Origin of the sequence: Bacillus sp. FSL R5-0603, from assembly GCF_038050295.1 — a bacterium.
In the GTDB taxonomy this organism is placed as follows: domain Bacteria; phylum Bacillota; class Bacilli; order Bacillales; family Bacillaceae; genus Bacillus; species Bacillus subtilis.
Genome location: NZ_JBBOYP010000001.1, coordinates 2,881,453 through 2,904,087, shown reverse-complemented (window position 1 = coordinate 2,904,087; position 22,635 = coordinate 2,881,453). Strand labels below are relative to the sequence as shown.

The window sequence follows — 22,635 nt, the reverse complement described above, 5'->3', positions numbered from 1 at the left end:
AGGTCTATGTTATAAAATAAACAGCTGGATGAAAAACAGAATGGCGAAAACGATGACGAGCGGATGAATCTCTCTCCATTTTCCCCGCGCCGCTTTTACGATCGGATATGAAATAAAGCCAAGCGCAATTCCTGTAGAAATGCTGGATGTCAAAGGCATGGCCAGAATGACGAGAAACGCTGGAAATGCCTCGTCCATCTCTTTCCAGTTCATATTGGAAACCGAGCCCATCATCAAGCTGCCGACGATAATCAAAGCAGGCGAGGTGATGGCGGCTATACCGGACAAGGCGCTGACAAGCGGACTGAAAAACATTGAAGCCGCAAACATCACCGCGACAGTCAAAGCCGTAAGCCCCGTTCTTCCCCCGGCTGCGACACCGGCGGAAGACTCGATAAATGCAGTCGTTGGACTTGTGCCGAAAACAGCTCCTACTGTCGTCGCGGTTGAATCAGCAAGCAGCGCTTTTCGCACGTTCGGCAGCTTGTTGTTCTTCATCAGCCCGGCTTGCTCGGCAACTCCGATCATCGTGCCTGTCGTATCAAATATTGTGACTAATAGAAAAGAAAAGACGACAGCGTACAGGCCGTGATGAATGACATCGCCAAAAGCAGTAAATGGATTTGAGATCATCAATCCTTCCGGCAAATGAGGAAGCGACATAAATCCCTTTGAAAAATGGAGCTGACCGGTGAAAAAGGCGATCAAAGCGGTAGCTGCCATTCCGATAAATAAAGCGCCGCTTACATTCAGCACCATCAGGACCACGCTGATCAAAAGGCCAACCAGCGTTAAGATAACACCAGGTGAATGCAGATTGCCGAGAGTGACCAGGTTTGACTCATCAGCTGCCACAATGCCCGCTTGACGCAAACCGATAAAAGCAATAAACAGCCCGATCCCAGTTGTGATCCCGTATTTTAAATTGTTTGGAATCGCTTCTATAAGTTGTTTTCTTAAAGGTGTTAACGATAGAATAATGAAGAGAACCCCTGCTGTAAATACTGCGCTGAAAGCTGTTGCGTACGTAATGCCGCCATCGCTTGCGCTTACGACATGAAAGGCTAAATAAGCGTTCAAGCCCATGCCGGGCGCAATAGCAATCGGATAATTTGCTGCCAGGGCCATCCACAGCGTTCCGACAATGGAGGCAATAATCGTTGCGGTGAACACCTGGTCGAAAGGAACCCCGGCGTTAGCCAGAATGACCGGATTGACCACGACGATATAGACCATTGTGAAAAAGGTCGTCAGCCCTGCTATGATTTCTTGCTTTATGGATGTTTGCTGCTCTTTTAGATGAAACATAGTATCCTCCAATTACGAACGTTTTAACAAAACACCATTAATATTATTCGTTTTATTTGGTTTTTGCAAGTCATTTCTTGCGGAAAGGGGATCATTATGAACTGGGAAGTTGAAGTGATCAGAAAAAAAGAGGATTTAATTCGTGATACGCAGGAATTTTTGAGAATCAACAGTGTCATGGACGAAACAACCGCCGGACCCGGTAAACCGTTTGGAGAAGGGGTAAACGCCAGCCTGACTTCATTGCTGGAGCTTGGAGAAAAAGAAGGCTTTACAACAAAAAATCTTGACGGCTTCGCAGGTCATATTGAATGGGGGGAGGGCGATGACATTATCGGCGTACTTTGCCATGTTGACGTCGTGCCGCCGGGAGATGGGTGGACGAGTGATCCATTTTCAGCTGAAATCCGCAACGGACGGATTTATGCAAGAGGCGCCATTGATGACAAAGGCCCGACAATGGCGGCATTCTACGCGCTGAAAATCGTGAAAGACATGAATCTGCCCCTGTCCAAGCGAGTCAGAATGATTATCGGAACAGATGAAGAAAGTGATTGGAGATGCGTAGAGCATTATTTCAAGCATGAAGAAATGCCAACAATGGGCTTTGCGCCTGACGCCGATTTTCCAATCATTAATGCGGAAAAAGGGATCATCGATGCTTCTTTACTTATTCCGCACCGCCCAAATCAAGCAGAACCAAAGGCAGTGCTTGTCTCGTTACAATCAGGCCTTCGCTTGAACATGGTGCCTGACGCTGCGGAAGCTGTCATTGAAGGGCCGAAAAAAGAAGAGATTCTGTCTTCATTTAAAGACATGCTCCGCACGACGGATCAAAAAGGAGAAGCTGAAATAGAGAACGGACAGCTCATTTTGCGTATGTACGGGCTTTCCTGCCATGCGATGGAACCGAACAATGGGATCAATGCCGGCATTTTATTGTGCGAATTTCTCCAGCAAACTGAGCTTGACGATGCAGGAAAGCGGTTTGTGCAAGTTGTGACAGACAAGTTCTCAGGTGATACAAGAGGAAAGAAACTAAACATCGACTGTGAGGATGAAATCAGCGGTGAGCTGACATTAAATGTCGGAACACTGCGCTATAAAGAAGGGCAAGGAGGCGAGCTCGGGATCAATATCCGCTATCCTGTGACAGCGGAAAGCAAAGTGATCCGCGATGCATTCGAAAGTGCATCAGAATTTGAGCTGGGAGAATTCAAAGACAGCAAGCCGCATCACGTGTCCGCAGATCATCCGTTAGTCAAAACCCTGCAAAAGGTTTATGAAGGCCAGCTGGGTAAAAAAGCTGACTTAATCTCCATCGGCGGAGGGACGTATGCCAGATCTCTAAAAGCCGGTGTCGCCTTCGGCCCGCTGTTCCCCGGACGTCCTGACAGCGCACATCAAAAGGATGAATATATCGAAATTGATGACCTGCTGAGATCGACAGCGTTATATGCGCAGGCCATTTACGAGCTTGCAAAATAAAAGGACCGGCTTTGAAGCCAGTCCTTTTTTTAAATAAATGACCATAAATCAGTTGATAAGTACCGTTCTCCTGTATCAGCTGTCATGCAGACCACAACTTTGTCAGGAGAGAGGCGTTTCGCTGTTTCGATTGCCGCGAAGCAGGCTGCGCCTGATGAAGGGCCGACAAGAATTCCTTCTTCAGCAGCAAGCCGTCTTGTTGTCGTATACGCGTCTTCATCAGAGATTTTGATAATTTCATCATACACGTCTTCATTTAAAATCGGCGGTATAAAGCCTGGGCTCGTTCCTACAAGTTTATGTGCGCCAGGTTTTCCGCCGGATAATACAGGCGAACCCGCTGGCTCAACAACATGAACCGTGATATCCGGAAAAAGCTCTTTGAGCGCCTCACCTGTTCCGGTAATGGTTCCGCCCGTTCCGGAGGAGGATACAAAAGCGCCGAGCGGTTTTCCGATTTCCTCTAACGCCCGAGCAATTTCAGGCGCTGTTGTTTTCCGGTGCGCATCAGGATTAGCAGTGTTATCGAACTGCATTGGAATATAGCTGTTCGGAATTTGTTCGGCAAGCTCCTTCGCTTTTTTGATGCTACCCGGCATTCTTTCCTCTCCGGGAGTTAATACAACCTCTGCACCGTAAGCTTTAAGTAGGTTGATCCGTTCCTTCGTCATCGTATCAGGCATCACTAAGATTGCTTTATATCCGCGTGCTGCCGCATTCATGGCGAGCCCGATTCCGGTATTTCCGCTTGTCGGCTCTATAATAACTGATCCCGGCTTGAGTAAACCGTTTTGTTCAGCTTCTATGATCATTTGATAAGCGGCTCTGTCTTTCACACTGCCGCTCGGATTGAAAAATTCAAGCTTTAAATAGACTTGTGCCGCATTTTCCGGCTGAAGCCGATTCAATCTCACTAGCGGTGTATCTCCTATCAGATCAGCTGTGTTTGCAACGATTTTCAACATTGTCATTCCTTTCTGAATAAAACAAGTGTCATATAATATCCTAACATGATAAACGTTTGTGCGAGAGTGTTTTCATACACTGTTCCTCTATCCGCACAGCCTCTTTATTGATAAAATAATAGCTGTCAAAGAAGGGAGTGTCAGACGGATGCCAGATATACGGCCTCATTATTTCATCGGCGTTCCCATACCTGAGGGAATTGCAAATCCGATCTACCAGGCTGCGAAAAACGAACCGGTATTGACGTTTCAAAAATGGGTGCACCCGCTTGACTATCATATCACGTTAATTTTTCTCGGAGCGGCGGATGAGACACAAATAAAGAAGCTTGAAGGTTCGCTAACAGAGATTGCTTCAGAAATTGACCCATTTTCAATTAAGTTTGACAAGATAGATGTATTCGGCGACCGCAGAAGGCCGCGCGTTTTACATCTGGAGCCAAAGAAAAACAAAACGCTTGATAGACTGCGGGAACATACGAAGCAGGCTGTACTTCAGGCCGGCTTTCAAGTGGAAAAAAGACCGTATCATCCTCATATGACACTGGCAAGAAAATGGACAGGAGAAGAAGGATTTCCGGCTCATGTTCCGTTTGAAAGCGGCGAGGTTTCGATGATGGCTGAACGATTTTCGCTCTTTCAAATACACTTGAACCAATCACCAAAATACGAGGAAATATTCAAATTTCAATTATCTTAATTCATTGCGGAGTGGAGAAACAAACATGGCACAAATCATCAAAATTCATGATTATATATCGAGGTATGAGCTTGATCCGTACCATTATATCAACCAGTTTGTACGTCTGAAAAAAGAGCGCTGGCTTTCACTAGTAGAAGCAGCGGAGCGCCAGCATGAAGAAAGGCAAGCCAGAGCTGAAGAACCGGAACCGGTGCAGAAACGAAAAAAATTTTCATTGAAAAGAAGAAAAGAAGAGAAAAAAGCCGATATACAAGAAGAGAGACACCGATGGTTTGAGGACGAAGAAGATATTCATGTAAGGCTCCCGAAGAGCAGGGTGGCGCTTGCTTCTTTTTATAAAAGACATTTATATGATTTTCAGCTCAAATGGGCAAGCTCTACTCTTTCAGAAATATCTCAACTCTCAAACCAGGTGAAGCAGGACCGCATTTTGCGTTATCTGACCCAGCAGCTGCCTGATTCTTATTTTATTATGTATAAGCCTGTGCTGAAAATTCAGCAGGCGGCGGTTGAATTAAGTATTGTGATTATTTCTCCTCTGGAAATTTATTGCGTTTCTTTTTTAGAGGCTGAGGAAGACAGTGTCTACATAGGGTCTAAAAATCGTTTTTGGGACAAGAAAACAGCCTCTCAGACTGCATCAGTGTTAAATCCAGGGCTTAGCCTGTTTCGTACGGACTCGGTTGTGTCAAAGATCGTAAAGGAAAAACAGGCTGAGATTCCGGTTCGAAAATTGCTTCTGAGCAGAACGTCGTACATCGATTATCCGGAGCCGCCATACGGCTTAGAAATAGCGGATAAGCGGAGCGCGGAAGAATGGATTGAGCGGCAGAAGAAAAACACTGCTCCGATCAAACATCATCAGGTAAAGGCTGCAAAGGCTCTCTTGTCTTACTGCATGTCTGACTCCTATCGCAGACAGGAGTGGCTGGAGTAAAAGAGAACGATTTGAGCGGTTTTCTCATAACATAAGCAGGTGAGAAAGATGAGCCATTGGTTTTTTATTATTAATCCGACAGCAGGACATCGAAACGGCCTGCGTGTTTGGAAGTCCATTCAAAAAGAATTGATCAAACGAAAGGTTGAGCACCGTTCATTTTTAACTGAACATCCGGGACACGCCGAGGTGCTCGCCAGACAGATTTCAACGATACAAGAATATAAGCTGAAGCGCCTGATCGTCATTGGCGGAGACGGAACCATGCATGAAGTTGTCAACGGGCTGAAAGATGTTGACGATATTGAGCTGAGCTTTGTGCCGGCGGGCGCGTATAATGATTTTTCGCGAGGATTCTCTATTAAAAAAATCGATCTGATACAGGAAATCAAGAAGGTAAAGCGCCCGTTAACAAGAACCTTTCATTTAGGAAGCGTCAATTTCCTTCAGGATAAATCACAGATTCTTTATTTTATGAATCATATCGGGATCGGGTTTGACGCATATGTCAATAAAAAGTCGATGGAATTTCCGTTGAGACGGGTTTTTCTTTTTCTCCGCCTTCGATTTCTTGTGTATCCGCTTTCTCATTTGCACGCTTCGGCAACCTTTAAGCCGTTTACGTTAGCTTGTACGACGGAAGACGAGACGCGCGAATTTCATGATGTCTGGTTTGCCGTTGTATCCAACCATCCGTTTTACGGGGGAGGCATGAAGGCGGCGCCCCTAGCAAATCCGCGCGAGAAGACATTTGATATCGTAATCGTTGAAAACCAGCCGTTTTTGAAAAAATATTGGCTTTTATGTCTCATGGCATTTGGAAAACATACAAAAGTGGATGGCGTTACGATGTTTAAAGCGAAGGACATTACATTTTACACGAAGGACAAAATCCCGTTCCATGCTGACGGAGAAATCATGGGCACTACCCCGTTTCGTCTGGCATCTAGTCCTTCACCCCTAAGGATCAAAACATAAACGTGTTTGAAGGAGAGAGCTTCCGATGGTCAGCATCCGCCGCAGCTTCGAAGCGTATGTCGATGACATGAATATCATTACTGTTCTGATTCCTGCTGAACAAAAGGAAATCATGACACCGCCGTTTCGGCTTGAGACAGAAACAACAGTTTTTCCTCTGGCTGTCAGGGAGGAATACTCCCTTGAAGCAAAATACAAGTACGTCTGCGTATCCGACCATCCTGTGACATTTGGAAAAATCCATTGCGTCAGAGCATCCAGCGGCCACAAAACGGATCTCCTAATTGGCGCGGTCATCCGGACGGCTGCATTTGATGACGAATTTTATTATGACGGAGAGCTGGGCGCCGTTTATACTGCGGATCATACCGTATTTAAAGTATGGGCGCCTGCTGCAACCTCAGCTGCTGTCAAGCTTTCACACCCCAATAAAGGCGGGCGCACATTCCAAATGACTCGCTTGGAAAAGGGCGTCTATGCTGTTACGGTCATGGGTGACCTCCACGGGTACGAGTATGTGTTCTGCATCTGCAACAATTCAGAGTGGGCGGAAACCGTTGACCCGTATGCAAAGGCCGTGACAGTAAATGGAGAGAAGGGCGTCGTCTTGCGCCCGGATCAAATGAAATGGACTGCTCCGCTTAAGCCATTCTCAAACCCTGTGGATGCCGTCATCTATGAGACGCACCTTCGCGACTTCTCCATCCATGAAAACAGCGGCATGATAAACAAGGGACAATACTTAGCGCTGACGGAAACGGATACACAAACCGCAAATGGCAGTTCTTCTGGACTGGCGTATATAAAAGAGCTCGGTGTTACACACGTCGAGCTGCTGCCGGTGAACGATTTTGCCGGAGTTGATGAAGAGAAGCCGCTTGATGCTTATAATTGGGGATATAACCCGCTTCATTTTTTTGCCCCGGAGGGAAGCTATGCCTCAAACCCTTATGATCCTCAAACGAGAAAAACAGAGCTGAAACAAATGATCAATACCCTGCATCAGCACGGTCTGCGAGTCATTCTGGATGTTGTTTTTAACCATGTGTATCAGCGCGAGAATTCACCCTTTGAAAAAACAGTGCCCGGTTATTTTTTCCGGCATGACGAATGTGGGATGCCGTCAAACGGCACTGGCGTTGGCAATGATATTGCATCAGAAAGAAGGATGGCGAGAAAGTTCATTGCGGATTGCGTGGTCTATTGGCTTGAAGAATACAATGCCGACGGCTTCCGCTTTGATCTGCTCGGCATTTTAGATATTGACACCGTGCTTTATATGAAAGAGAAAGCAACTAAGGCAAAGCCCGGGATCCTGCTTTTTGGAGAAGGATGGGATCTGGCTACACCGCTGCCGCATGAACAGAAAGCTGCTTTGGCAAACGCACCAAGAATGCCCGGTATTGGTTTTTTTAATGATATGTTTCGTGACGCTGTAAAAGGGAACACCTTTCACCTCATGGCAGCAGGGTTTGCACTCGGCAGCGGTGAATCAGCGCAAGCTGTTATGCACGGGATTGCCGGTTCTTCCGGATGGAAGGCATTCGCACCGATTGTTCCGGAACCAAGCCAGTCCATCAATTATGTTGAATCACATGACAATCACACCTTTTGGGATAAAATGAGCTTCGCGCTTCCTCAAGAAAATGACAGCCGAAAGAGAAGCAGGCAAAGGCTTGCAGCCGCAATTATTTTGCTTGCCCAAGGGGTGCCGTTTATTCATAGCGGCCAGGAATTTTTCCGGACGAAGCAGGGAGTGGAAAACAGCTATCAATCCAGTGACAGCATTAACGAGCTGGACTGGGATCGCCGTGAAACGTTCAAAGAAGATGTTGACTATATCCGCAGGCTGATCTCGCTGAGAAAAGCGCATCCTGCATTTCGTCTCAGGTCCGCTGCAGACATCCAGCGCCATCTTGAATGTTTGACGCTAAAAGAACACCTTATCGCATACAGGCTTTATGATCTTGACGAGGTTGACGAATGGAAAGATATCATTGTTATCCATCACGCGAGTCCAGACTCCGTCGAGTGGAGGCTGCCAAACGACATACCTTATCGGCTTTTATGTGATCCATCAGGATTTCAGGAAGACCCGGCAGAAATCAAGAAAACGGTTGCAGTAAACGGCATCGGAACGGTTATCTTATATTTAGCATCAGATCTTAAGAGTTTTGCTTGACGAAGTTTGTGCTATAGCGCTAAAATTTAAAGGACGGCTATTGATTAGCATATGAGACTCTCAATAGCTGTCTTTTTTATTTTTATACGATTCGTACGAAAAAGGCATTCGCTGGATAGACTAGAAACGATTAGCCTTAATTCTAAAATATTTTAAGAAATGATGGGTTGAACATTGATATGAACTGGTTGGGACAATTACTAGGTAGCGATTGGGAGATCTTCCCCGCCGGAGGAGCTACAGGAGATGCATATTATGCGAAACATAACGGGCAGCAGCTTTTTTTAAAACGTAATAGCTCACCTTTTTTAGCTGTTTTATCCGCCGAAGGCATTGTTCCGAAGCTGGTTTGGACAAAACGGATGGAAAATGGGGACGTCATTACGGCCCAGCACTGGATGACCGGCAGAGAGCTGAAGCCTAAAGACATGAGCGGACGGCCCGTTGCTGAATTGCTTCGTAAAATACACACATCAAAAGCCTTGCTGGACATGCTGAAGAGACTTGGAAAAGAACCGCTGAACCCGGGGGCTCTTTTGTCTCAGCTGAAGCAGGCTGTATTTGCTGTGCAGCAATCTTCGCCGCTGATTCAAGAAGGGATCAAGTATTTGGAAGAACACCTGCATGAAGTGCATTTCGGTGAGAAAGTCGTTTGCCATTGTGATGTCAATCATAATAACTGGCTATTGTCTGAAGACAACCAGCTGTATTTAATTGACTGGGACGGCGCCATGATCGCTGATCCGGCGATGGACCTCGGGCCTTTGCTGTACCACTACGTCGAAAAGCCAGCTTGGGAGAGCTGGCTGAGCATGTACGGCATAGAGCTGACAGAAAGCCTTCGGTTGCGAATGGCTTGGTATGTGTTATCTGAAACAATTACTTTCATTGCCTGGCATAAAGCAAAAGGCAATGATAAAGAATTTCATGATGCAATGGAAGAGCTGCATATCCTCATGAAACGAATTGTTGATTAATCAGGAATACGAATCCATTTGCTCTACCCATTGAGACAGGCTGTTCTGATGCTCTTGTATGTGTGAGTCGATGGATTTGGACGATATTCCTGATTGGCTGTAGCGGTAAACATCTTCAAGCACGTTTTTGAAATTTGAATCAAGCTCGGTGTTTGCCATCAGTGATTTAATCACACGCTCAAGCTGCTCGTACTCTGCGACTGTTCCGCAGCAGTCCAATTGATGGTCAGTCAATATATCCTTCAATAAATGAACTTGATGCTCATAATGTAAACCCATAACGGTACACATCCCTTCAGTATCATACGGGTTAAATTGTTCAAAACAGAGCGTTTTTATACATGTGAAAGGAGTGTTCCAGCAGACGGGACCCTCTTTTTTTATGCGCTCGGCCTTAAGAGAGATACACTGGAAAAACGAGCTTGCGGGTCTTTTTAATTCATGGTATGTTGTTAGTCGAAATAATAGATAGAGGTGTCAATCATATGAGAATGCGCCACAAGCCTTGGGCTGATGACTTTTTGGCTGAAAACGCAGATATTGCCATCAGCAATCCTGCTGATTATAAAGGGAAATGGAACACAGTGTTTGGCAACGACAATCCGATCCATATCGAGGTTGGTACAGGAAAAGGCCAATTTATTTCTGGTATGGCCAAACAAAATCCCGACATCAATTATATTGGTATTGAGTTATTTAAAAGCGTCATCGTGACAGCCGTCCAAAAAGTAAAAGACAGCGAAGCGCAGAATGTAAAGCTTCTGAATATAGATGCGGACACGCTGACGGATGTGTTTGAGCCGGGGGAAGTGAAACGGGTCTACTTGAACTTTTCTGATCCTTGGCCGAAGAAACGGCATGAAAAACGCCGCCTGACATATTCCCACTTCCTGAAAAAATATGAAGATGTAATGGGCAAAGGCGGAGCGATTCATTTTAAAACGGACAACCGAGGTTTGTTTGAGTACTCTTTGAAGAGCTTCTCTGAGTACGGCCTCCTGCTGACATACGTCAGTCTCGATTTGCATAACAGCAATCTGGAAGGCAATATTATGACAGAATATGAAGAAAAATTCTCTGCACTCGGCCAGCCGATCTATCGGGCTGAGGTTGAATGGAGAACGTAAAGACAGACTCTGACAGGAGTCTGTTTTTTTTATGGGCCGTTTGCTACCATGATGACAGGGGGGATGAAAATGGAAACAATGAAAATTGGAAACATCACGTTGACCTGGCTTGACGGAGGCGTGACGCATATGGACGGAGGCGCCATGTTCGGCGTTGTGCCAAAGCCGCTTTGGTCTAAAAAATATCCAGTCAATGAAAAAAACCAGATTGAACTAAGAACAGACCCTATTTTGATTCAAAAGGATGGGCTCAATATCATCGTTGACGCCGGAATTGGGTCCGGCAAGCTGACTGATAAACAAAAACGAAACTATGGCGTGACACAAGAGTCGAATGTGAAACCCTCATTAGCTGCACTCGGATTAACGGTTGCCAATATAGATGTGATCGCAATGACACACCTTCATTTTGATCATGCATGCGGTTTAACGGAATATGAAGGTGAACGGCTCGTCTCTGTCTTTCCGAATGCAGTGATTTATACATCTGCTGTTGAATGGGACGAAATGCGCCATCCGAATATCAGGTCGAAAAATACGTATTGGAAAGAAAATTGGGAGGCTGTAGCTGGCCAAGTCAAAACCTTTGAAGACACCTTAACGATCACAGAGGGTATTACAATGCATCACACCGGAGGCCATAGCGACGGACACAGTGTCCTGATATGCGAGGATGCGGGTGAAACTGCCGTACATATGGCAGATCTGATGCCGACACATGCCCACCGCAATCCGCTATGGGTGCTGGCTTACGATGATTATCCGATGACCTCTATCCCGCAAAAGCAGAAATGGCAGGCGTTCGCAGCAGAAAAAGACGCTTGGTTTATTTTTTATCATGATGCCGAATATCGCGCGCTTCAATGGGAGGAGGACGGAAGCATCAAAAAGTCAGTTAAGCGAATGAAGCAATAGCATATTTTTATGTTTACCCTGCATGTTTTCCGGCTAATAATGCAAACCTAGTACTAATTATGCTCAGAAAGGAAGAGGCAGGGTGAAACAATTCAGAGTAACAAACGAAGGAGACATTCAAACAACATTAAGAGGCCTTGAAGTGCTCTCTGTTCCTTTTTTGAACAAAGGTGTTGCTTTTACTGAGGAAGAAAGAAAAGAACTTGGTTTAAAAGGCTTTCTGCCGCCCAAGGTATTAACAATTGATGATCAGGCGAAAAGAGCGTATGAACAATATTCCGCACAGCCTGACGATTTAAGCAAAAATGTCTATTTAACGGCGTTGCACGATCGGAATGAAACGCTGTTTTACCGCCTGTTAAATGACCATTTAGGGGAAATGCTCCCGATTGTCTACACACCGACAGTCGGAACGGCAATCCAGAGATACAGCCATGAATACAGAAAACCACGAGGGCTCTATCTGTCAATCGATGACCCGGACGGTATGAAAGAAGCATTTAAACAGTATAAAGATCAAAGCGATACGATCGATTTAATTGTTGCAACTGATGCGGAAGGAATTTTAGGAATCGGTGACTGGGGCGTCGGAGGAATCGCGATTTCTATCGGCAAGCTGGCGGTTTATACAGCGGCTGCGGGCATTGATCCGAGCAGAGTGCTGGCTGTTGTATTAGATGCGGGGACAAATCAGGAGAGCCTCTTGAACGATCCGCTTTATGTCGGCAACCAGCATTCTAGAGTGCGCGGAGAACGTTATGACCAATTTATTGACGACTACGTTGCGCTGGCGAGAGAAACATTTCCGAATGCATTGCTGCATTGGGAGGATTTCGGGGCGAAAAATGCGCGAAGCATTTTGAAACGCTATAAAGATAAAGTGTGTACCTTCAATGATGATATCCAAGGAACTGGCGCTGTTTCTTTGGCCGCAGTCTTATCCTGTGCAAAAGCGTCTAAAGTTCCGCTGAGGGATCACAGAGTTGTTATATTCGGAGCGGGAACGGCAGGAATCGGAATTGCCGAACAGCTGCGGGAAGCATTGGTGCGCGAGGGACTGAGTGAAGAAGAATCATACAAGCGCTTCTGGTGCATAGACAGAAACGGGCTGTTAACAGATGATATGGATCAGCTTCTTGATTTCCAAAAGCCGTATGCCCGTTCGGCTGATGAAGTGAAGGATTATAAGCGGAACGGAGACGGCGGAGGCATTGATCTTCTTGAAGTGGTCCGGCAGGCGAAACCAACGATCCTGATCGGCACATCTACAGTTTCCGGCGCTTTCACTGAAGAAATTGTAAAAGAAATGGCGTCACATGTGAAACGGCCGGCGATTTTGCCAATGTCAAATCCGACAACCCTTTCTGAAGCAAAACCGGAGGATTTAATCGAATGGACAGAAGGCCGTGCGCTGATCACGACAGGAAGCCCGTTCCCGCCAGTTGAATATAACGGAGTTACGTATCATATCGGGCAGGCAAACAACGCGCTTGTCTTCCCTGGTCTCGGTCTTGGAACGATTGTTACAAAATCAAAATTAATTACCGACGGCATGTTTGAAGCATGTGCCCGGGCAATCGCAGGTATGGTCAATGTCGGGGTGCCTGGCGCGCCGATGCTTCCAAAAGTTGAAGATTTGCGCACTGTTTCGGCAACCGTTGCTGTTGAAGTTGCAAAAACCGCAATGAAGGAAGGCGTCGCTGCGGAAGAGCCTGAAGACATTATACAGGCAGTGCAGGATGCGATGTGGTATCCGGTATACAAACCGATTCGCGCGATATAATAAAAAAGAGCCGCTGCATAGGCAGCGGCTTCTATTTTTTGCTTGTCCGGTGTTAAGAGGCGATTGTATCAATGACATCAACAATTTCTCCCGTTTTCGCATCCACCATGACTTCATACTGTTCTAATTCTCCGAAAGCTGATCGTGTAATGCCGGTTTTGTATACCTGTACCGTTTCTCCGTTAATATTGTAAGGCTCCGGCTGGGTGTAAATCCATGATCCGTCAATCGGGCCCCGCTGCTTAAAAGCAGATTTTACAATTCGAAGCGCTTTTTCTGAAGAAATATAAGGCTTCATCACATATTGTTTCACAACGACAGCCGTACAAATTCCAAGTCCTGCTCCTAAAAGAAGATGACGCAATTTCAAAATAAAGCACCTCCTGGTTGATCGTACTTTTCATTATACAGAAACAGCCAAATCCTGTTAAGCAATACGCGGCTGATCGAGCAGATTGGGTCAGGGTGCTTGGAAAACTTCATTGTTTCTAATAAAATAAAAGGACTACATAGAAATGAGGGGAAAACATGAATCAAGAAACGAAAGCGCTTTTCCAAACACTGACGCAGCTTCCCGGCGCGCCGGGCAATGAGCATCAGGTTCGTGCTTTTATGAAGCAGGAGCTAGCCAAATATGCCGATGACATCGTTCAGGACAGACTGGGAAGTGTTTTCGGAGTCAGACGAGGCGCAGAGGACGCACCGAGAATTATGGTAGCCGGGCACATGGACGAAGTCGGCTTCATGGTGACATCCATTACAGACAACGGGCTGCTCAGATTCCAGACGCTCGGCGGCTGGTGGAGCCAGGTTTTGCTTGCGCAGCGGGTTGAAATTCAAACAGATAACGGGCCGGTTCCGGGTGTGATTTCAAGCATACCGCCGCATTTATTGACAGATGCGCAGCGAAACCGTCCGATGGATATCAAAAACATGATGATCGACATTGGAGCGGATGATAAGGAAGACGCCATCAAAATCGGCATTAAACCGGGACAGCAGATTGTGCCTGTTTGTCCGTTTACGACGATGGCGAATGAAAAGAAAATTTTATCAAAAGCATGGGATAACAGATATGGATGCGGCTTAAGCATTGAACTTCTGAAGGAATTACACGGTAAAGAGCTTCCGAATACACTCTATGCTGGTGCAACGGTTCAGGAAGAAGTAGGGCTAAGGGGCGCGCAGACGGCTTCTCATATGATTAAACCGGACTTGTTTTTCGCCCTTGACGCCAGCCCGGCAAACGATATGAGCGGAGACAAAAATGAATTCGGCCAGCTTGGAAAAGGCTTTTTGCTGCGCATTCTTGACAGAACGACAGTCATGCATCGCGGAATGAGGGAATTCGTTCTTGATATGGCTGAAACGCATGATATTCCATATCAATATTTTGTATCCGGCGGGGGAACAGACGCAGGCAAGGTTCATATTTCGAACAGCGGTGTGCCGTCAGCGGTTATCGGAATATGTTCCCGCTATATTCATACAAACGCTTCTATCATTCATATTGATGATTATGCTGCTGCTAAAGAAATGCTCATCAAACTTGTAACAGCCTGCGATAAGCAGACGGTGGATGCGATTAAAGAAAATATGTAGGTTTCATAAAAGCTTGTTGAACGAGCAGTAAGCCCGGATCGACAAGCTTTTTTCTTATTCTGTTTCAAATAGATAGGAAAGGGCCTTAATGGCTTGGTTAACGGTTTCAACCGTTATATTCGCTTTATTGGAAAGCTCTTTTAAAGGATGGTGAAGCGATTCCGGCCGGATGATAATCAGGGGTTTTCCTTTTGCGATCGCATATGATGCATCCATTGCCGTGTTCCACTGTTTGTACTTTTCGCCAAACAGGGCGATCACAAAGTCTGCTTTATTCATCAGGACGGCGGTTCTGAAGTTGTTGATGTCAGAGGCTTTGTCATCGTTTAAAACGGCATTTGGCTGTACGCCCATAATTTCTTCACCAATATTGTCTGAGCGGTCATGATTCTCCATCGGGCCAACAAACGTAATCGGCAGCTTCAATGATTTTGTTTTTTCTTTAATTTCCTCGCGCCAATTGCTGTGGATTTCTCCTGCTAAATAGACGATAAACTCCATATTAAAAATCCCTCCTTATGTATGTCAATCTGTGAATTTTACCCTCATGTACACGATGTTAAACGAAACGAGCTTGATAATGCAAATAAAATATGATAATGATAATGGGAAAGCCAATCTTACATATTCATTCGTTGCATATAAGTGGTTTTGCCTCAAGCAGTTTGGTATGATCCAAATGGACGAGTATCGATAAAAAAACATGTAAGAACATAAACAACTGGAGGGATATGAAATGAAAAAAATTGAATCAACTCAAGAGCTGGAAAAAGCGGTACAGGATGATTGGGCTGTATTTATGTTTTCTGCCGATTGGTGCCCGGATTGCCGTTTTGTAGAGCCTTTCCTGCCTGAACTGGAAGCGAATTTTCCTGAATTCACCTACTACTACGTAGATCGTGACAAATTCATTGATACATGTGCAGAGTGGGAAATTTACGGGATCCCAAGCTTTGTGGTGTTTAATGAAGGAAAAGAAGTAAATCGTTTTGTCAGCAAAGACCGCAAAACAAAAGAAGAAATTGAACAGTTTTTAACAGACTCTCTCGCTAAAGCGTAAAGGAGGACATCGGTTTGAAAATGACCTCAAGGAAGCTGTCAGATATACTGAAACAGCGCCTTCAGCACGAGAATCGCTCCTTTCTGTTTGACAGAGAAAAAGACACCCTCCGTGTTGAGGATCAAACGACTAAAAAAGGGATTACGCTCGATTTGCCGCCGATTATTGCAAAATGGGAACTGAAAAAAGACGAAGCCATTGATGAGATCGTGTACTATGTCTCCGAAGCGATGACGGCAATGGAAGGGAAGGCTCAGGAAATGACCGGGAAAGAAACTCGCATTTATCCGGTCATCCGCTCGACTTCCTTCCCGGACAAGTCCAGCGAAGATATCCCGCTCATTTATGACGATCATACCGCAGAGACAAGAATTTATTACGCGCTAGATCTCGGGAAAACCTACCGTTTAATTGACCAGCGCATGCTTGAGAAAGAAAACTGGACAAAAGAGCGGATCAGAGAGACGGCCGCATTTAATCTCCGTTCCCTGCCGACGGTTGTCAAAGAGGATACGGTTGCAGGCAATTACTTTTATTTTTTCAGGGCAAACGACGGATACGACGCAAGCCGGATTTTGAACGAAGCGATCTTAAATGAATATAAGCAGCATGCAGAAGGGGAGCTGGCGATCTCTGTTCCTCATCAGGACGTTTTGATTCTTGCTGACATCCGGAATGAATCGGGGTATGATATTCTAGGACAAATGTCGATGAGCTTCTTTGCAGGCGGCACCGTCCCGATTACCGCCCTATCATTTTTGTACAATGAAGGAAAGCTGGAACCGGTGTTTATCCTGGCGAAAAGCCGTCCGAAAAAGGATTAGAAAGGATTTTTACTTATGAACGCTTTTTATAATAAAGAAGGTGTGGGAGACACGCTCCTGATCTCTCTTCAAGATGTGACACGCGAACAATTAGGCTATGAAAAACACGGCGACGTCGTCAAAATTTTCAATAACGAAACAAAAGAAACAACGGGCTTCAACATTTTCAATGCGTCTTCTTACTTGACCATTGATGAAAACGGCCCTGTTGCGCTCTCAGAAACATTCGTGCAAGATGTGAATGAGATTTTAAACAGAAACGGCGTTGAAGAAACATTAGTCGTTGATTTATCTCCGAAGTTTGTTGTGGGGTATGTTGAATCAAAAGAAAAACATCCGAATGCGGATAAATTAAGCGTATGTAAAGTCAACGTAGGAGAAGAAACGCTTCAGATCGTCTGCGGCGCGCCTAACGTTGACCAAGGCCAAAAAGTTGTCGTTGCCAAAGTCGGTGCTGTGATGCCTAGCGGACTTGTCATTAAGGATGCAGAGCTTCGCGGCGTTCCGTCAAGCGGGATGATCTGCTCAGCGAAAGAGCTTGATTTGCCGGATGCCCCTGCTGAAAAAGGAATCCTTGTGTTAGAAGGAGACTATGAGGCGGGAGACGCATTTCAGTTTTAGACTCCCATAAATCCGCCAAAAAAAACGAATCATGTGAAAAGCCGCTAAGCCCTTGTTTAGCGGCTTTGTTTCTGCTGATAGCTTAATCTTTTCTGGGCCGACCAGCAGTGGTATACTAAAAACCGTCCCAGAAAACTATAAGGGAGTTAGAGATAAATTATGAGTTGGCTTCATAAATTTTTTGATTTGTTTTTAGGCGAAAGCGAAGAGGATGCTGAACGGGAGACAAAACCCGCTCAAATTACGCAGCAACAAGAAGTACATCATCCTGAAGGACAATTAAAAAGATTGGAAGATCCTAAAATATATTATGAATATCCAAAAGGCAAATTCCGTTTTCCAGTCGTGCCAGACGGATACAAAAATCATGACCTGAGAAAGCGCCGCACACCATCGGACGAACCGAAATCCGCGCCTCGTCCAAGTGCAGCACCTTACAGAGAGCGTCCCAGAAATGAAGAAGAGCAGCATACATATCAAGCATCAGAGCCGGCGAAGAAACCGTTTAAACCGACAAATATCCCTTCGCCTGTCTATGGATTCAATCAAAAACCATCTGTTAAAAAGGATGTGCCGAAAAAGCCTTCTGAAACATTGAACGAACCGGATAAATCGGTAAAAGAGAAGGTAACACTGCTGTCAGAAGAGATCGAACGTGAACGCGGCTATCCTGCTTCAGACACACAGGCGCATTCCAAAAAAGAAAGTCCTTTCTTCCCGGATACCCAATTTGAAAAACAGCCTTCTGGCGTTTTAAACAGAAAGGATACGGAGCATGATGAGGCGCTGGCGAAACGGCCAGCCGAGCCGTCAGGTAACAAAGTGCCATTTGAGTCAGGCGTTCAACAGCCGGAAAAAGAGGAGCCTTTCTTCCCAGCTGAACAAGCCGAAGAGCAAACACCGCCTGAGATGCTCACAGATACGGCGGCTGAAGGGCTTTCAGACAGTGAAGTAGGCCGCGAAGAGCCTGCAACGGCTGAGGAAGAACAAAGGGAGCAGCAGTCAGAGAAATTTGAAGAGCCTGTTTTCTCCTCTGAACTTGATGAAGAGCAAACAGCTCCTGAATCTCAGACAGAGGCAGTATCTGAGGATGAAAAAGCAAAAGAGCCGTCAGACAGCCCAGTATACAATCATCATGAAAACGCGGAAGAAGGTGCTGAGTCCCCGTTCGTTAAAGAAGAACAAATGGACATTCGTCAGGAAGAGCCTTTATTTACTGATCATGAGTATTCATCAGAGGCTCTGGCTCAAGCAGAAACTGTGGCAAAAGAATCAGAAGAGCCATCAGACAGCATAATAAATAATCATTATGACATCCTGGGAGAGGCTCAGAAAACGAAGATAGATGTTCAGCCAGATAGCCATACAGGGCTTGAGAAAACTGAACGCTTGGAGCAGGGTTCCAAATCGTTTTCTGCAGCCCTTGAAAACCGGCAGGAAATTCGCGCAGACAAACCTCGCGAAGCTTCAGAAGAGCCGAAAAAAAGGCCTGGTGTACAGGAAAAAAGGGCCGAACAAAGCGCATCTTCTCAAAAAGGGCCATCCGTTCCTTTTAATGTTATGATGCTGAAAAGAGATACGCATAAACAGCAAAAAGCAGAGGAGCGCCGCGGCAGCTATGTATTTCCGAATGTTGCACTGCTTGATGTCCCGCCAGCGCAGGTTCAAGATGATACTGCGTGGATCGAAGAACAGCGTCAGCTTCTTGATTTGACCTTGAAAAATTTCAATGTCCGCGCCAATGTGGTCCATGTAACCCAGGGTCCGTCTGTCACGAGATTTGAAGTGCATCCTGAACCAGGTGTAAAGGTGAATAAAATCACCAACTTGTCCGATGATATTAAACTCAGTCTCTCAGCGAGAGATATTCGGATTGAAGCGCCGATTCCGGGGAAAAACACGATCGGAATTGAAGTGCCGAACCGCACGAGCAAGGTGGTTGATTTGCGCCAAATGATTCGCAGCTCAGCTTTCAGGACAAGCAAGTCACCGCTCACAGCTGCGCTGGGATTAGATATTTCAGGAAATCCTGTTGTTATCGACTTGAAGAAAATGCCGCATGGCTTGATTGCCGGCGCTACAGGCTCCGGAAAAAGCGTATGTATCAATACAATATTAGTCAGCCTGCTTTATAAAGCTGACCCGAGTGAGGTAAAGGTGCTGCTGATTGATCCGAAAATGGTAGAGCTGGCCCCTTACAATAAAATTCCTCACCTCGTCAGCCCGGTCATTACTGATGCTAAAGCGGCTACAGCTGCTTTGAAATGGGTCGTTGAGGAAATGGAGCGCCGCTATGAGCTTTTTGCCCATTCAGGTGTCCGCGACATTGACCGCTTTAATCAATTAACCGCTGAACACCAAATGGGTGAAAAGCTGCCATATTTAGTTGTCATTATTGATGAGCTTGCAGATTTGATGATGGTGGCTCCAAACGATGTGGAAGAAAGCATTGCGCGGATCGCCCAAAAAGCCAGAGCGTGCGGTATCCATCTTCTCGTCGCAACTCAGCGTCCGTCAGTCGATGTCATTACAGGTCTGATAAAGGCGAATATCCCAACGAGAATCGCCTTTTCTGTTTCAAGCCAGGTTGATTCCCGAACAATTATTGACATAGCCGGTGCAGAAAAGCTTCTCGGAAAAGGGGATATGCTCTTTTTGGAAAACGGCTCGGGAAAACCGGTCCGTCTGCAAGGTAACTTTGTGTCAGACCGGGAAATTGACCGCGTCGTTTCCCACGTCAGAAGCCAAATGCCGCCGACCTATTTATTTGAACAAGAAGAGCTCGTAAGACAAGGATCAGCCCTGAAAGAAGAGGACGAACTGTTTTACGAAGCGTGTGAGTTTGTTGTAGAGCAAAACAGTGCGAGCACTTCAAGCCTGCAAAGAAGATTCAGAATCGGTTACAATCGTGCGGCAAGGCTGATCGACATGATGGAAGCGGAAGGCATGATCTCTGAGGCAAAAGGAAGCAAGCCTCGGGAGGTGCTGATCACAGCAAGTGATTTAATAAACGAATAATATGGGTTCATTTTCACACCAAACATGGTATGATAGTGTTTAGAGCATTTAACAGCTATGCCGCTTTACAGCAGCTGTGCATAGACAAATCTTGATATCTGGGTTTAATCGGAAAGAAATAACCTGATACTAAACATAACAAAACATATAAAATACGCCGCTAAGGGAGGCTTTTCAGCCGCCGCGGTCGCAAATTGAAATGAGCGTCATATACTGGGGAACAGATAGACGTTTGTTGGAGGTACAATTATGACTGTTTATCATTTTGTTGGAATAAAAGGGACCGGTATGAGTCCGCTTGCCCAAATACTTCATGATAATGGATATACTGTCCAAGGATCGGATATCGAAAAATTTATTTTTACGCAAACAGCGCTTGAAAAAAGAAATATTACGATTCTTCCTTTTAGCGCGGAAAATATTAAACCCGGCATGACAGTCATCGCCGGAAACGCATTCCCAGACACGCATCCTGAAATAGAAAAAGCGATGTCTGAGGGAATTCCGGTGATACGTTATCATAAGTTTTTAGGCGACTACATGAAAAAATTCACGAGTGTTGCCGTTACGGGCGCACACGGCAAAACGTCGACTACGGGTCTGCTGGCTCACGTGATCCAAAACGCAAAACCGACGTCTTTCTTAATCGGAGACGGAACAGGCCAGGGAAATGAAAACAGCGAATACTTTGTGTTTGAAGCGTGCGAATACCGCCGCCATTTCTTAAGCTATCAGCCAGATTATGCGATTATGACGAATATTGATTTTGATCACCCTGATTACTTTTCAAGCATTGACGATGTATTTGACGCTTTCCAAGAGATGGCTCTTCAAGTCAACAAAGGCATTATTGCCTGCGGAGACGATGAGCATCTGCCGAAAATCCATGCGAACGTCCCGGTTGTGTATTATGGCACGGGGGAAGAAAATGATTTTCAAGCCAGAAACATCGTAAAAAGCACGGAAGGGACAACTTTTGATGTCTTTGTCCGCAATACGTTCTATGATACGTTTTATATTCCTGCGTACGGCCACCACAATGTATTAAACTCATTGGCGGTCATTGCGTTATGCCATTATGAAGAAATTGATTCCAGCATCATTAAGCATGCTCTCAAATCCTTTGGGGGCGTCAAACGCAGATTCAATGAGAAGCAGCTTGGGGATCAAGTGCTGATCGATGACTATGCCCATCATCCGACAGAAATAAAAGTGACAATCGAGGCGGCAAGACAGAAGTATCCTGATCGGGAAATTGTCGCGGTATTCCAGCCTCATACATTTACACGGACGCAGCAGTTCCTTGACGAATTTGCAGAAAGCCTGAGCGGCGCTGACTGTGTGTATTTATGCGATATTTTCGGCTCAGCCCGTGAGAATGCCGGAAAGCTGACGATCGGCGATCTCCAGGGAAAAATTCATAATGCCAAGCTGATTGAAGAAGATGACACATCTGTTTTAAAAGCTCATGATAAAGCCGTTCTCATCTTCATGGGAGCAGGAGATATCCAAAAATATATGAGAGCCTACGAAAACGTCATGGCATAATAAAAAGCAGTGATCTCACTGCTTTTTATTTATCTGATGGGAAAGCTTATTAAAGGATTTTCTTACATAACGGAGAATAGTATGTATACAGCCCAATACACATGTTTATGATTGAAGAAAACGGGTAAACAGCAGTATATCCTGCAGCAAGGAGGTTTGAGATGATTATTATTCTTTATTTGAGCGTTGCACTCATCGCAGTTGCATTTCTCGTATTAGTGATCTACTTGTCTAAAACATTGAAGTCACTGCAGCTGACACTAAAAAACGTCGCATCCACTCTTGAAGGGCTGGAGGGACAAATGAAGGGCATCACAACTGAAACAGCCGAGCTTTTACATAAGACCAACCGCCTGGCTGAAGATATTCAGGAAAAATCAGAAAAGCTGAACACGGTCGTTCATGCTGTTCAAGGAGTGGGAGCTTCTGTACAGCAGTTCAATACATCCATGAAACAAGCGGCAGGGTCTGTATCGGCATCAGTTAGAGAAAATCAAGATAAGATCAATCAAGTTGTCACATGGAGTCAAGCAGCAATGGAAATTTGGGAGAAATGGAAGCAAAAGAAAAAATCAGCCCTGTAAGAGAAAAAAATACTA

At 45.5% G+C, this 22,635-nt stretch carries 22 protein-coding genes; 17 read left to right on the top strand and 5 right to left on the bottom strand.

Features of this window, described 5'->3' with window-relative positions; genetic code table 11:
• Window positions 1-9 precede the first annotated feature (9 nt).
• Window positions 10-1,308 (bottom strand): hypoxanthine/guanine permease PbuO, encoded by a 1,299-nt coding sequence (pbuO, locus tag NYE56_RS14995; RefSeq protein WP_003229234.1) that lies wholly within the window; start codon window positions 1,306-1,308, stop codon window positions 10-12.
• 96 nt (window positions 1,309-1,404) lie between these two features.
• Between pbuO and pepV the strand changes: the two genes are divergently transcribed.
• Entirely contained in the window at window positions 1,405-2,796 is a 1,392-nt protein-coding gene (gene pepV, locus NYE56_RS14990; protein WP_268555649.1) for a dipeptidase PepV, read from the top strand.
• A 29-nt stretch (window positions 2,797-2,825) separates the two neighbouring features.
• Here the strand turns inward: pepV and cysK are convergent, their stop codons facing one another.
• Window positions 2,826-3,761, bottom strand: a complete 936-nt coding sequence (gene cysK, locus NYE56_RS14985) for a cysteine synthase A (protein WP_268555650.1) — start codon at window positions 3,759-3,761, stop codon at window positions 2,826-2,828.
• A 148-nt stretch (window positions 3,762-3,909) separates the two neighbouring features.
• On the opposite strand from cysK, the gene thpR reads away from it, so the two are divergent.
• The 5 genes from thpR (at window position 3,910) to NYE56_RS14960 (ending at window position 9,538) form a co-directional block, all read left to right on the top strand.
• Window positions 3,910-4,461, top strand: coding sequence for an RNA 2',3'-cyclic phosphodiesterase (gene thpR / locus NYE56_RS14980; protein ID WP_268555651.1), 552 nt, complete (start codon window positions 3,910-3,912; stop codon window positions 4,459-4,461).
• A gap of 25 nt (window positions 4,462-4,486) precedes the next feature.
• The gene (locus tag NYE56_RS14975; RefSeq protein WP_268555652.1) at window positions 4,487-5,401 is read left to right on the top strand and encodes a hypothetical protein; all 915 of its coding nucleotides are present in this window, start codon (window positions 4,487-4,489) and stop codon (window positions 5,399-5,401) included.
• Between the two features lie 48 nt (window positions 5,402-5,449).
• A complete protein-coding gene (locus NYE56_RS14970) occupies window positions 5,450-6,379 on the top strand; it encodes a YegS/Rv2252/BmrU family lipid kinase (protein ID WP_341284035.1) in 930 nt (309 codons plus the stop codon).
• A gap of 25 nt (window positions 6,380-6,404) precedes the next feature.
• Window positions 6,405-8,561 (top strand): type I pullulanase, encoded by a 2,157-nt coding sequence (pulA, locus tag NYE56_RS14965; protein ID WP_341284034.1) that lies wholly within the window; start codon window positions 6,405-6,407, stop codon window positions 8,559-8,561.
• 179 nt (window positions 8,562-8,740) lie between these two features.
• Window positions 8,741-9,538 carry a phosphotransferase family protein gene (locus NYE56_RS14960; protein WP_009967993.1) on the top strand — a complete coding sequence of 266 codons (798 nt, stop codon included), beginning with the start codon at window positions 8,741-8,743 and terminating at the stop codon, window positions 9,536-9,538.
• On the opposite strand, the gene NYE56_RS14955 is transcribed toward NYE56_RS14960, so the two are convergent.
• On the bottom strand, window positions 9,539-9,817 hold the full coding sequence (locus tag NYE56_RS14955) for a YtzH-like family protein (protein ID WP_003237926.1): 279 nt from the start codon (window positions 9,815-9,817) through the stop codon (window positions 9,539-9,541).
• A gap of 206 nt (window positions 9,818-10,023) precedes the next feature.
• Between NYE56_RS14955 and trmB the strand changes: the two genes are divergently transcribed.
• From trmB to NYE56_RS14940, 3 genes are all read left to right on the top strand, one after another.
• Entirely contained in the window at window positions 10,024-10,665 is a 642-nt protein-coding gene (gene trmB / locus NYE56_RS14950; protein WP_014477684.1) for a tRNA (guanosine(46)-N7)-methyltransferase TrmB, read from the top strand.
• A gap of 69 nt (window positions 10,666-10,734) precedes the next feature.
• On the top strand, window positions 10,735-11,580 hold the full coding sequence (locus NYE56_RS14945) for a YtnP family quorum-quenching lactonase (RefSeq protein WP_268555655.1): 846 nt from the start codon (window positions 10,735-10,737) through the stop codon (window positions 11,578-11,580).
• Between the two features lie 82 nt (window positions 11,581-11,662).
• On the top strand, window positions 11,663-13,363 hold the full coding sequence (locus NYE56_RS14940; RefSeq protein WP_341284033.1) for an NAD-dependent malic enzyme: 1,701 nt from the start codon (window positions 11,663-11,665) through the stop codon (window positions 13,361-13,363).
• Between the two features lie 52 nt (window positions 13,364-13,415).
• Here the strand turns inward: NYE56_RS14940 and NYE56_RS14935 are convergent, their stop codons facing one another.
• On the bottom strand, window positions 13,416-13,733 hold the full coding sequence (locus NYE56_RS14935; RefSeq protein WP_014477682.1) for a PepSY domain-containing protein: 318 nt from the start codon (window positions 13,731-13,733) through the stop codon (window positions 13,416-13,418).
• A 158-nt stretch (window positions 13,734-13,891) separates the two neighbouring features.
• On the opposite strand from NYE56_RS14935, the gene NYE56_RS14930 reads away from it, so the two are divergent.
• Window positions 13,892-14,965, top strand: a complete 1,074-nt coding sequence (locus NYE56_RS14930) for a M42 family metallopeptidase (protein WP_014480574.1) — start codon at window positions 13,892-13,894, stop codon at window positions 14,963-14,965.
• A 54-nt stretch (window positions 14,966-15,019) separates the two neighbouring features.
• Here NYE56_RS14930 and NYE56_RS14925 read toward each other — a convergent pair whose 3' ends face one another.
• Window positions 15,020-15,466: a YtoQ family protein gene (locus NYE56_RS14925; RefSeq protein ID WP_327828216.1), complete on the bottom strand. Its 447-nt coding sequence runs from the start codon at window positions 15,464-15,466 to the stop codon at window positions 15,020-15,022.
• 79 nt (window positions 15,467-15,545) lie between these two features.
• Here NYE56_RS14925 and NYE56_RS14920 point away from each other — a divergent pair, with 79 nt between their 5' ends.
• From NYE56_RS14920 to NYE56_RS14890, 7 genes are all read left to right on the top strand, one after another.
• A complete protein-coding gene (locus NYE56_RS14920) occupies window positions 15,546-15,662 on the top strand; it encodes a hypothetical protein (RefSeq protein ID WP_004399150.1) in 117 nt (38 codons plus the stop codon).
• A 39-nt stretch (window positions 15,663-15,701) separates the two neighbouring features.
• On the top strand, window positions 15,702-16,025 hold the full coding sequence (locus NYE56_RS14915; protein WP_024572891.1) for a thioredoxin family protein: 324 nt from the start codon (window positions 15,702-15,704) through the stop codon (window positions 16,023-16,025).
• Window positions 16,026-16,039: 14 nt separating this feature from the next.
• Window positions 16,040-16,849, top strand: a complete 810-nt coding sequence (locus NYE56_RS14910) for a DUF1444 domain-containing protein (RefSeq protein ID WP_009967991.1) — start codon at window positions 16,040-16,042, stop codon at window positions 16,847-16,849.
• Between the two features lie 15 nt (window positions 16,850-16,864).
• Window positions 16,865-17,470: a YtpR family tRNA-binding protein gene (gene ytpR, locus NYE56_RS14905; protein WP_003229269.1), complete on the top strand. Its 606-nt coding sequence runs from the start codon at window positions 16,865-16,867 to the stop codon at window positions 17,468-17,470.
• 159 nt (window positions 17,471-17,629) lie between these two features.
• The gene (gene sftA / locus NYE56_RS14900; RefSeq protein WP_341284032.1) at window positions 17,630-20,488 is read left to right on the top strand and encodes a DNA translocase SftA; all 2,859 of its coding nucleotides are present in this window, start codon (window positions 17,630-17,632) and stop codon (window positions 20,486-20,488) included.
• A gap of 249 nt (window positions 20,489-20,737) precedes the next feature.
• Window positions 20,738-22,036, top strand: a complete 1,299-nt coding sequence (murC, locus tag NYE56_RS14895) for a UDP-N-acetylmuramate--L-alanine ligase (protein ID WP_003229274.1) — start codon at window positions 20,738-20,740, stop codon at window positions 22,034-22,036.
• Between the two features lie 161 nt (window positions 22,037-22,197).
• On the top strand, window positions 22,198-22,620 hold the full coding sequence (locus NYE56_RS14890) for a DUF948 domain-containing protein (RefSeq protein WP_003229276.1): 423 nt from the start codon (window positions 22,198-22,200) through the stop codon (window positions 22,618-22,620).
• The last annotated feature ends 15 nt before the right edge of the window (window positions 22,621-22,635 follow it).

Excerpts from the sequence above, each read along its gene's own strand:
- murC (WP_003229274.1), top strand. The coding sequence starts at position 20,738 with ATGACTGTTTATCATTTTGTTGGAATAAAAGGGACCGGTATGAGTCCG.
- sftA (WP_341284032.1), top strand. The coding sequence starts at position 17,630 with ATGAGTTGGCTTCATAAATTTTTTGATTTGTTTTTAGGCGAAAGCGAA.
- NYE56_RS14975 (WP_268555652.1), top strand. The coding sequence starts at position 4,487 with ATGGCACAAATCATCAAAATTCATGATTATATATCGAGGTATGAGCTT.
- NYE56_RS14930 (WP_014480574.1), top strand. The coding sequence starts at position 13,892 with ATGAATCAAGAAACGAAAGCGCTTTTCCAAACACTGACGCAGCTTCCC.
- NYE56_RS14915 (WP_024572891.1), top strand. The coding sequence starts at position 15,702 with ATGAAAAAAATTGAATCAACTCAAGAGCTGGAAAAAGCGGTACAGGAT.
- pulA (WP_341284034.1), top strand. The coding sequence starts at position 6,405 with ATGGTCAGCATCCGCCGCAGCTTCGAAGCGTATGTCGATGACATGAAT.
- cysK (WP_268555650.1), bottom strand. The coding sequence starts at position 3,761 with ATGTTGAAAATCGTTGCAAACACAGCTGATCTGATAGGAGATACACCG.
- NYE56_RS14970 (WP_341284035.1), top strand. The coding sequence starts at position 5,450 with ATGAGCCATTGGTTTTTTATTATTAATCCGACAGCAGGACATCGAAAC.
- NYE56_RS14945 (WP_268555655.1), top strand. The coding sequence starts at position 10,735 with ATGGAAACAATGAAAATTGGAAACATCACGTTGACCTGGCTTGACGGA.
- NYE56_RS14955 (WP_003237926.1), bottom strand. The coding sequence starts at position 9,817 with ATGGGTTTACATTATGAGCATCAAGTTCATTTATTGAAGGATATATTG.
- pbuO (WP_003229234.1), bottom strand. The coding sequence starts at position 1,308 with ATGTTTCATCTAAAAGAGCAGCAAACATCCATAAAGCAAGAAATCATA.
- NYE56_RS14925 (WP_327828216.1), bottom strand. The coding sequence starts at position 15,466 with ATGGAGTTTATCGTCTATTTAGCAGGAGAAATCCACAGCAATTGGCGC.
- pepV (WP_268555649.1), top strand. The coding sequence starts at position 1,405 with ATGAACTGGGAAGTTGAAGTGATCAGAAAAAAAGAGGATTTAATTCGT.
- ytpR (WP_003229269.1), top strand. The coding sequence starts at position 16,865 with ATGAACGCTTTTTATAATAAAGAAGGTGTGGGAGACACGCTCCTGATC.
- trmB (WP_014477684.1), top strand. The coding sequence starts at position 10,024 with ATGAGAATGCGCCACAAGCCTTGGGCTGATGACTTTTTGGCTGAAAAC.
- thpR (WP_268555651.1), top strand. The coding sequence starts at position 3,910 with ATGCCAGATATACGGCCTCATTATTTCATCGGCGTTCCCATACCTGAG.
- NYE56_RS14960 (WP_009967993.1), top strand. The coding sequence starts at position 8,741 with ATGAACTGGTTGGGACAATTACTAGGTAGCGATTGGGAGATCTTCCCC.
- NYE56_RS14890 (WP_003229276.1), top strand. The coding sequence starts at position 22,198 with ATGATTATTATTCTTTATTTGAGCGTTGCACTCATCGCAGTTGCATTT.
- NYE56_RS14920 (WP_004399150.1), top strand. The coding sequence starts at position 15,546 with ATGCAAATAAAATATGATAATGATAATGGGAAAGCCAATCTTACATAT.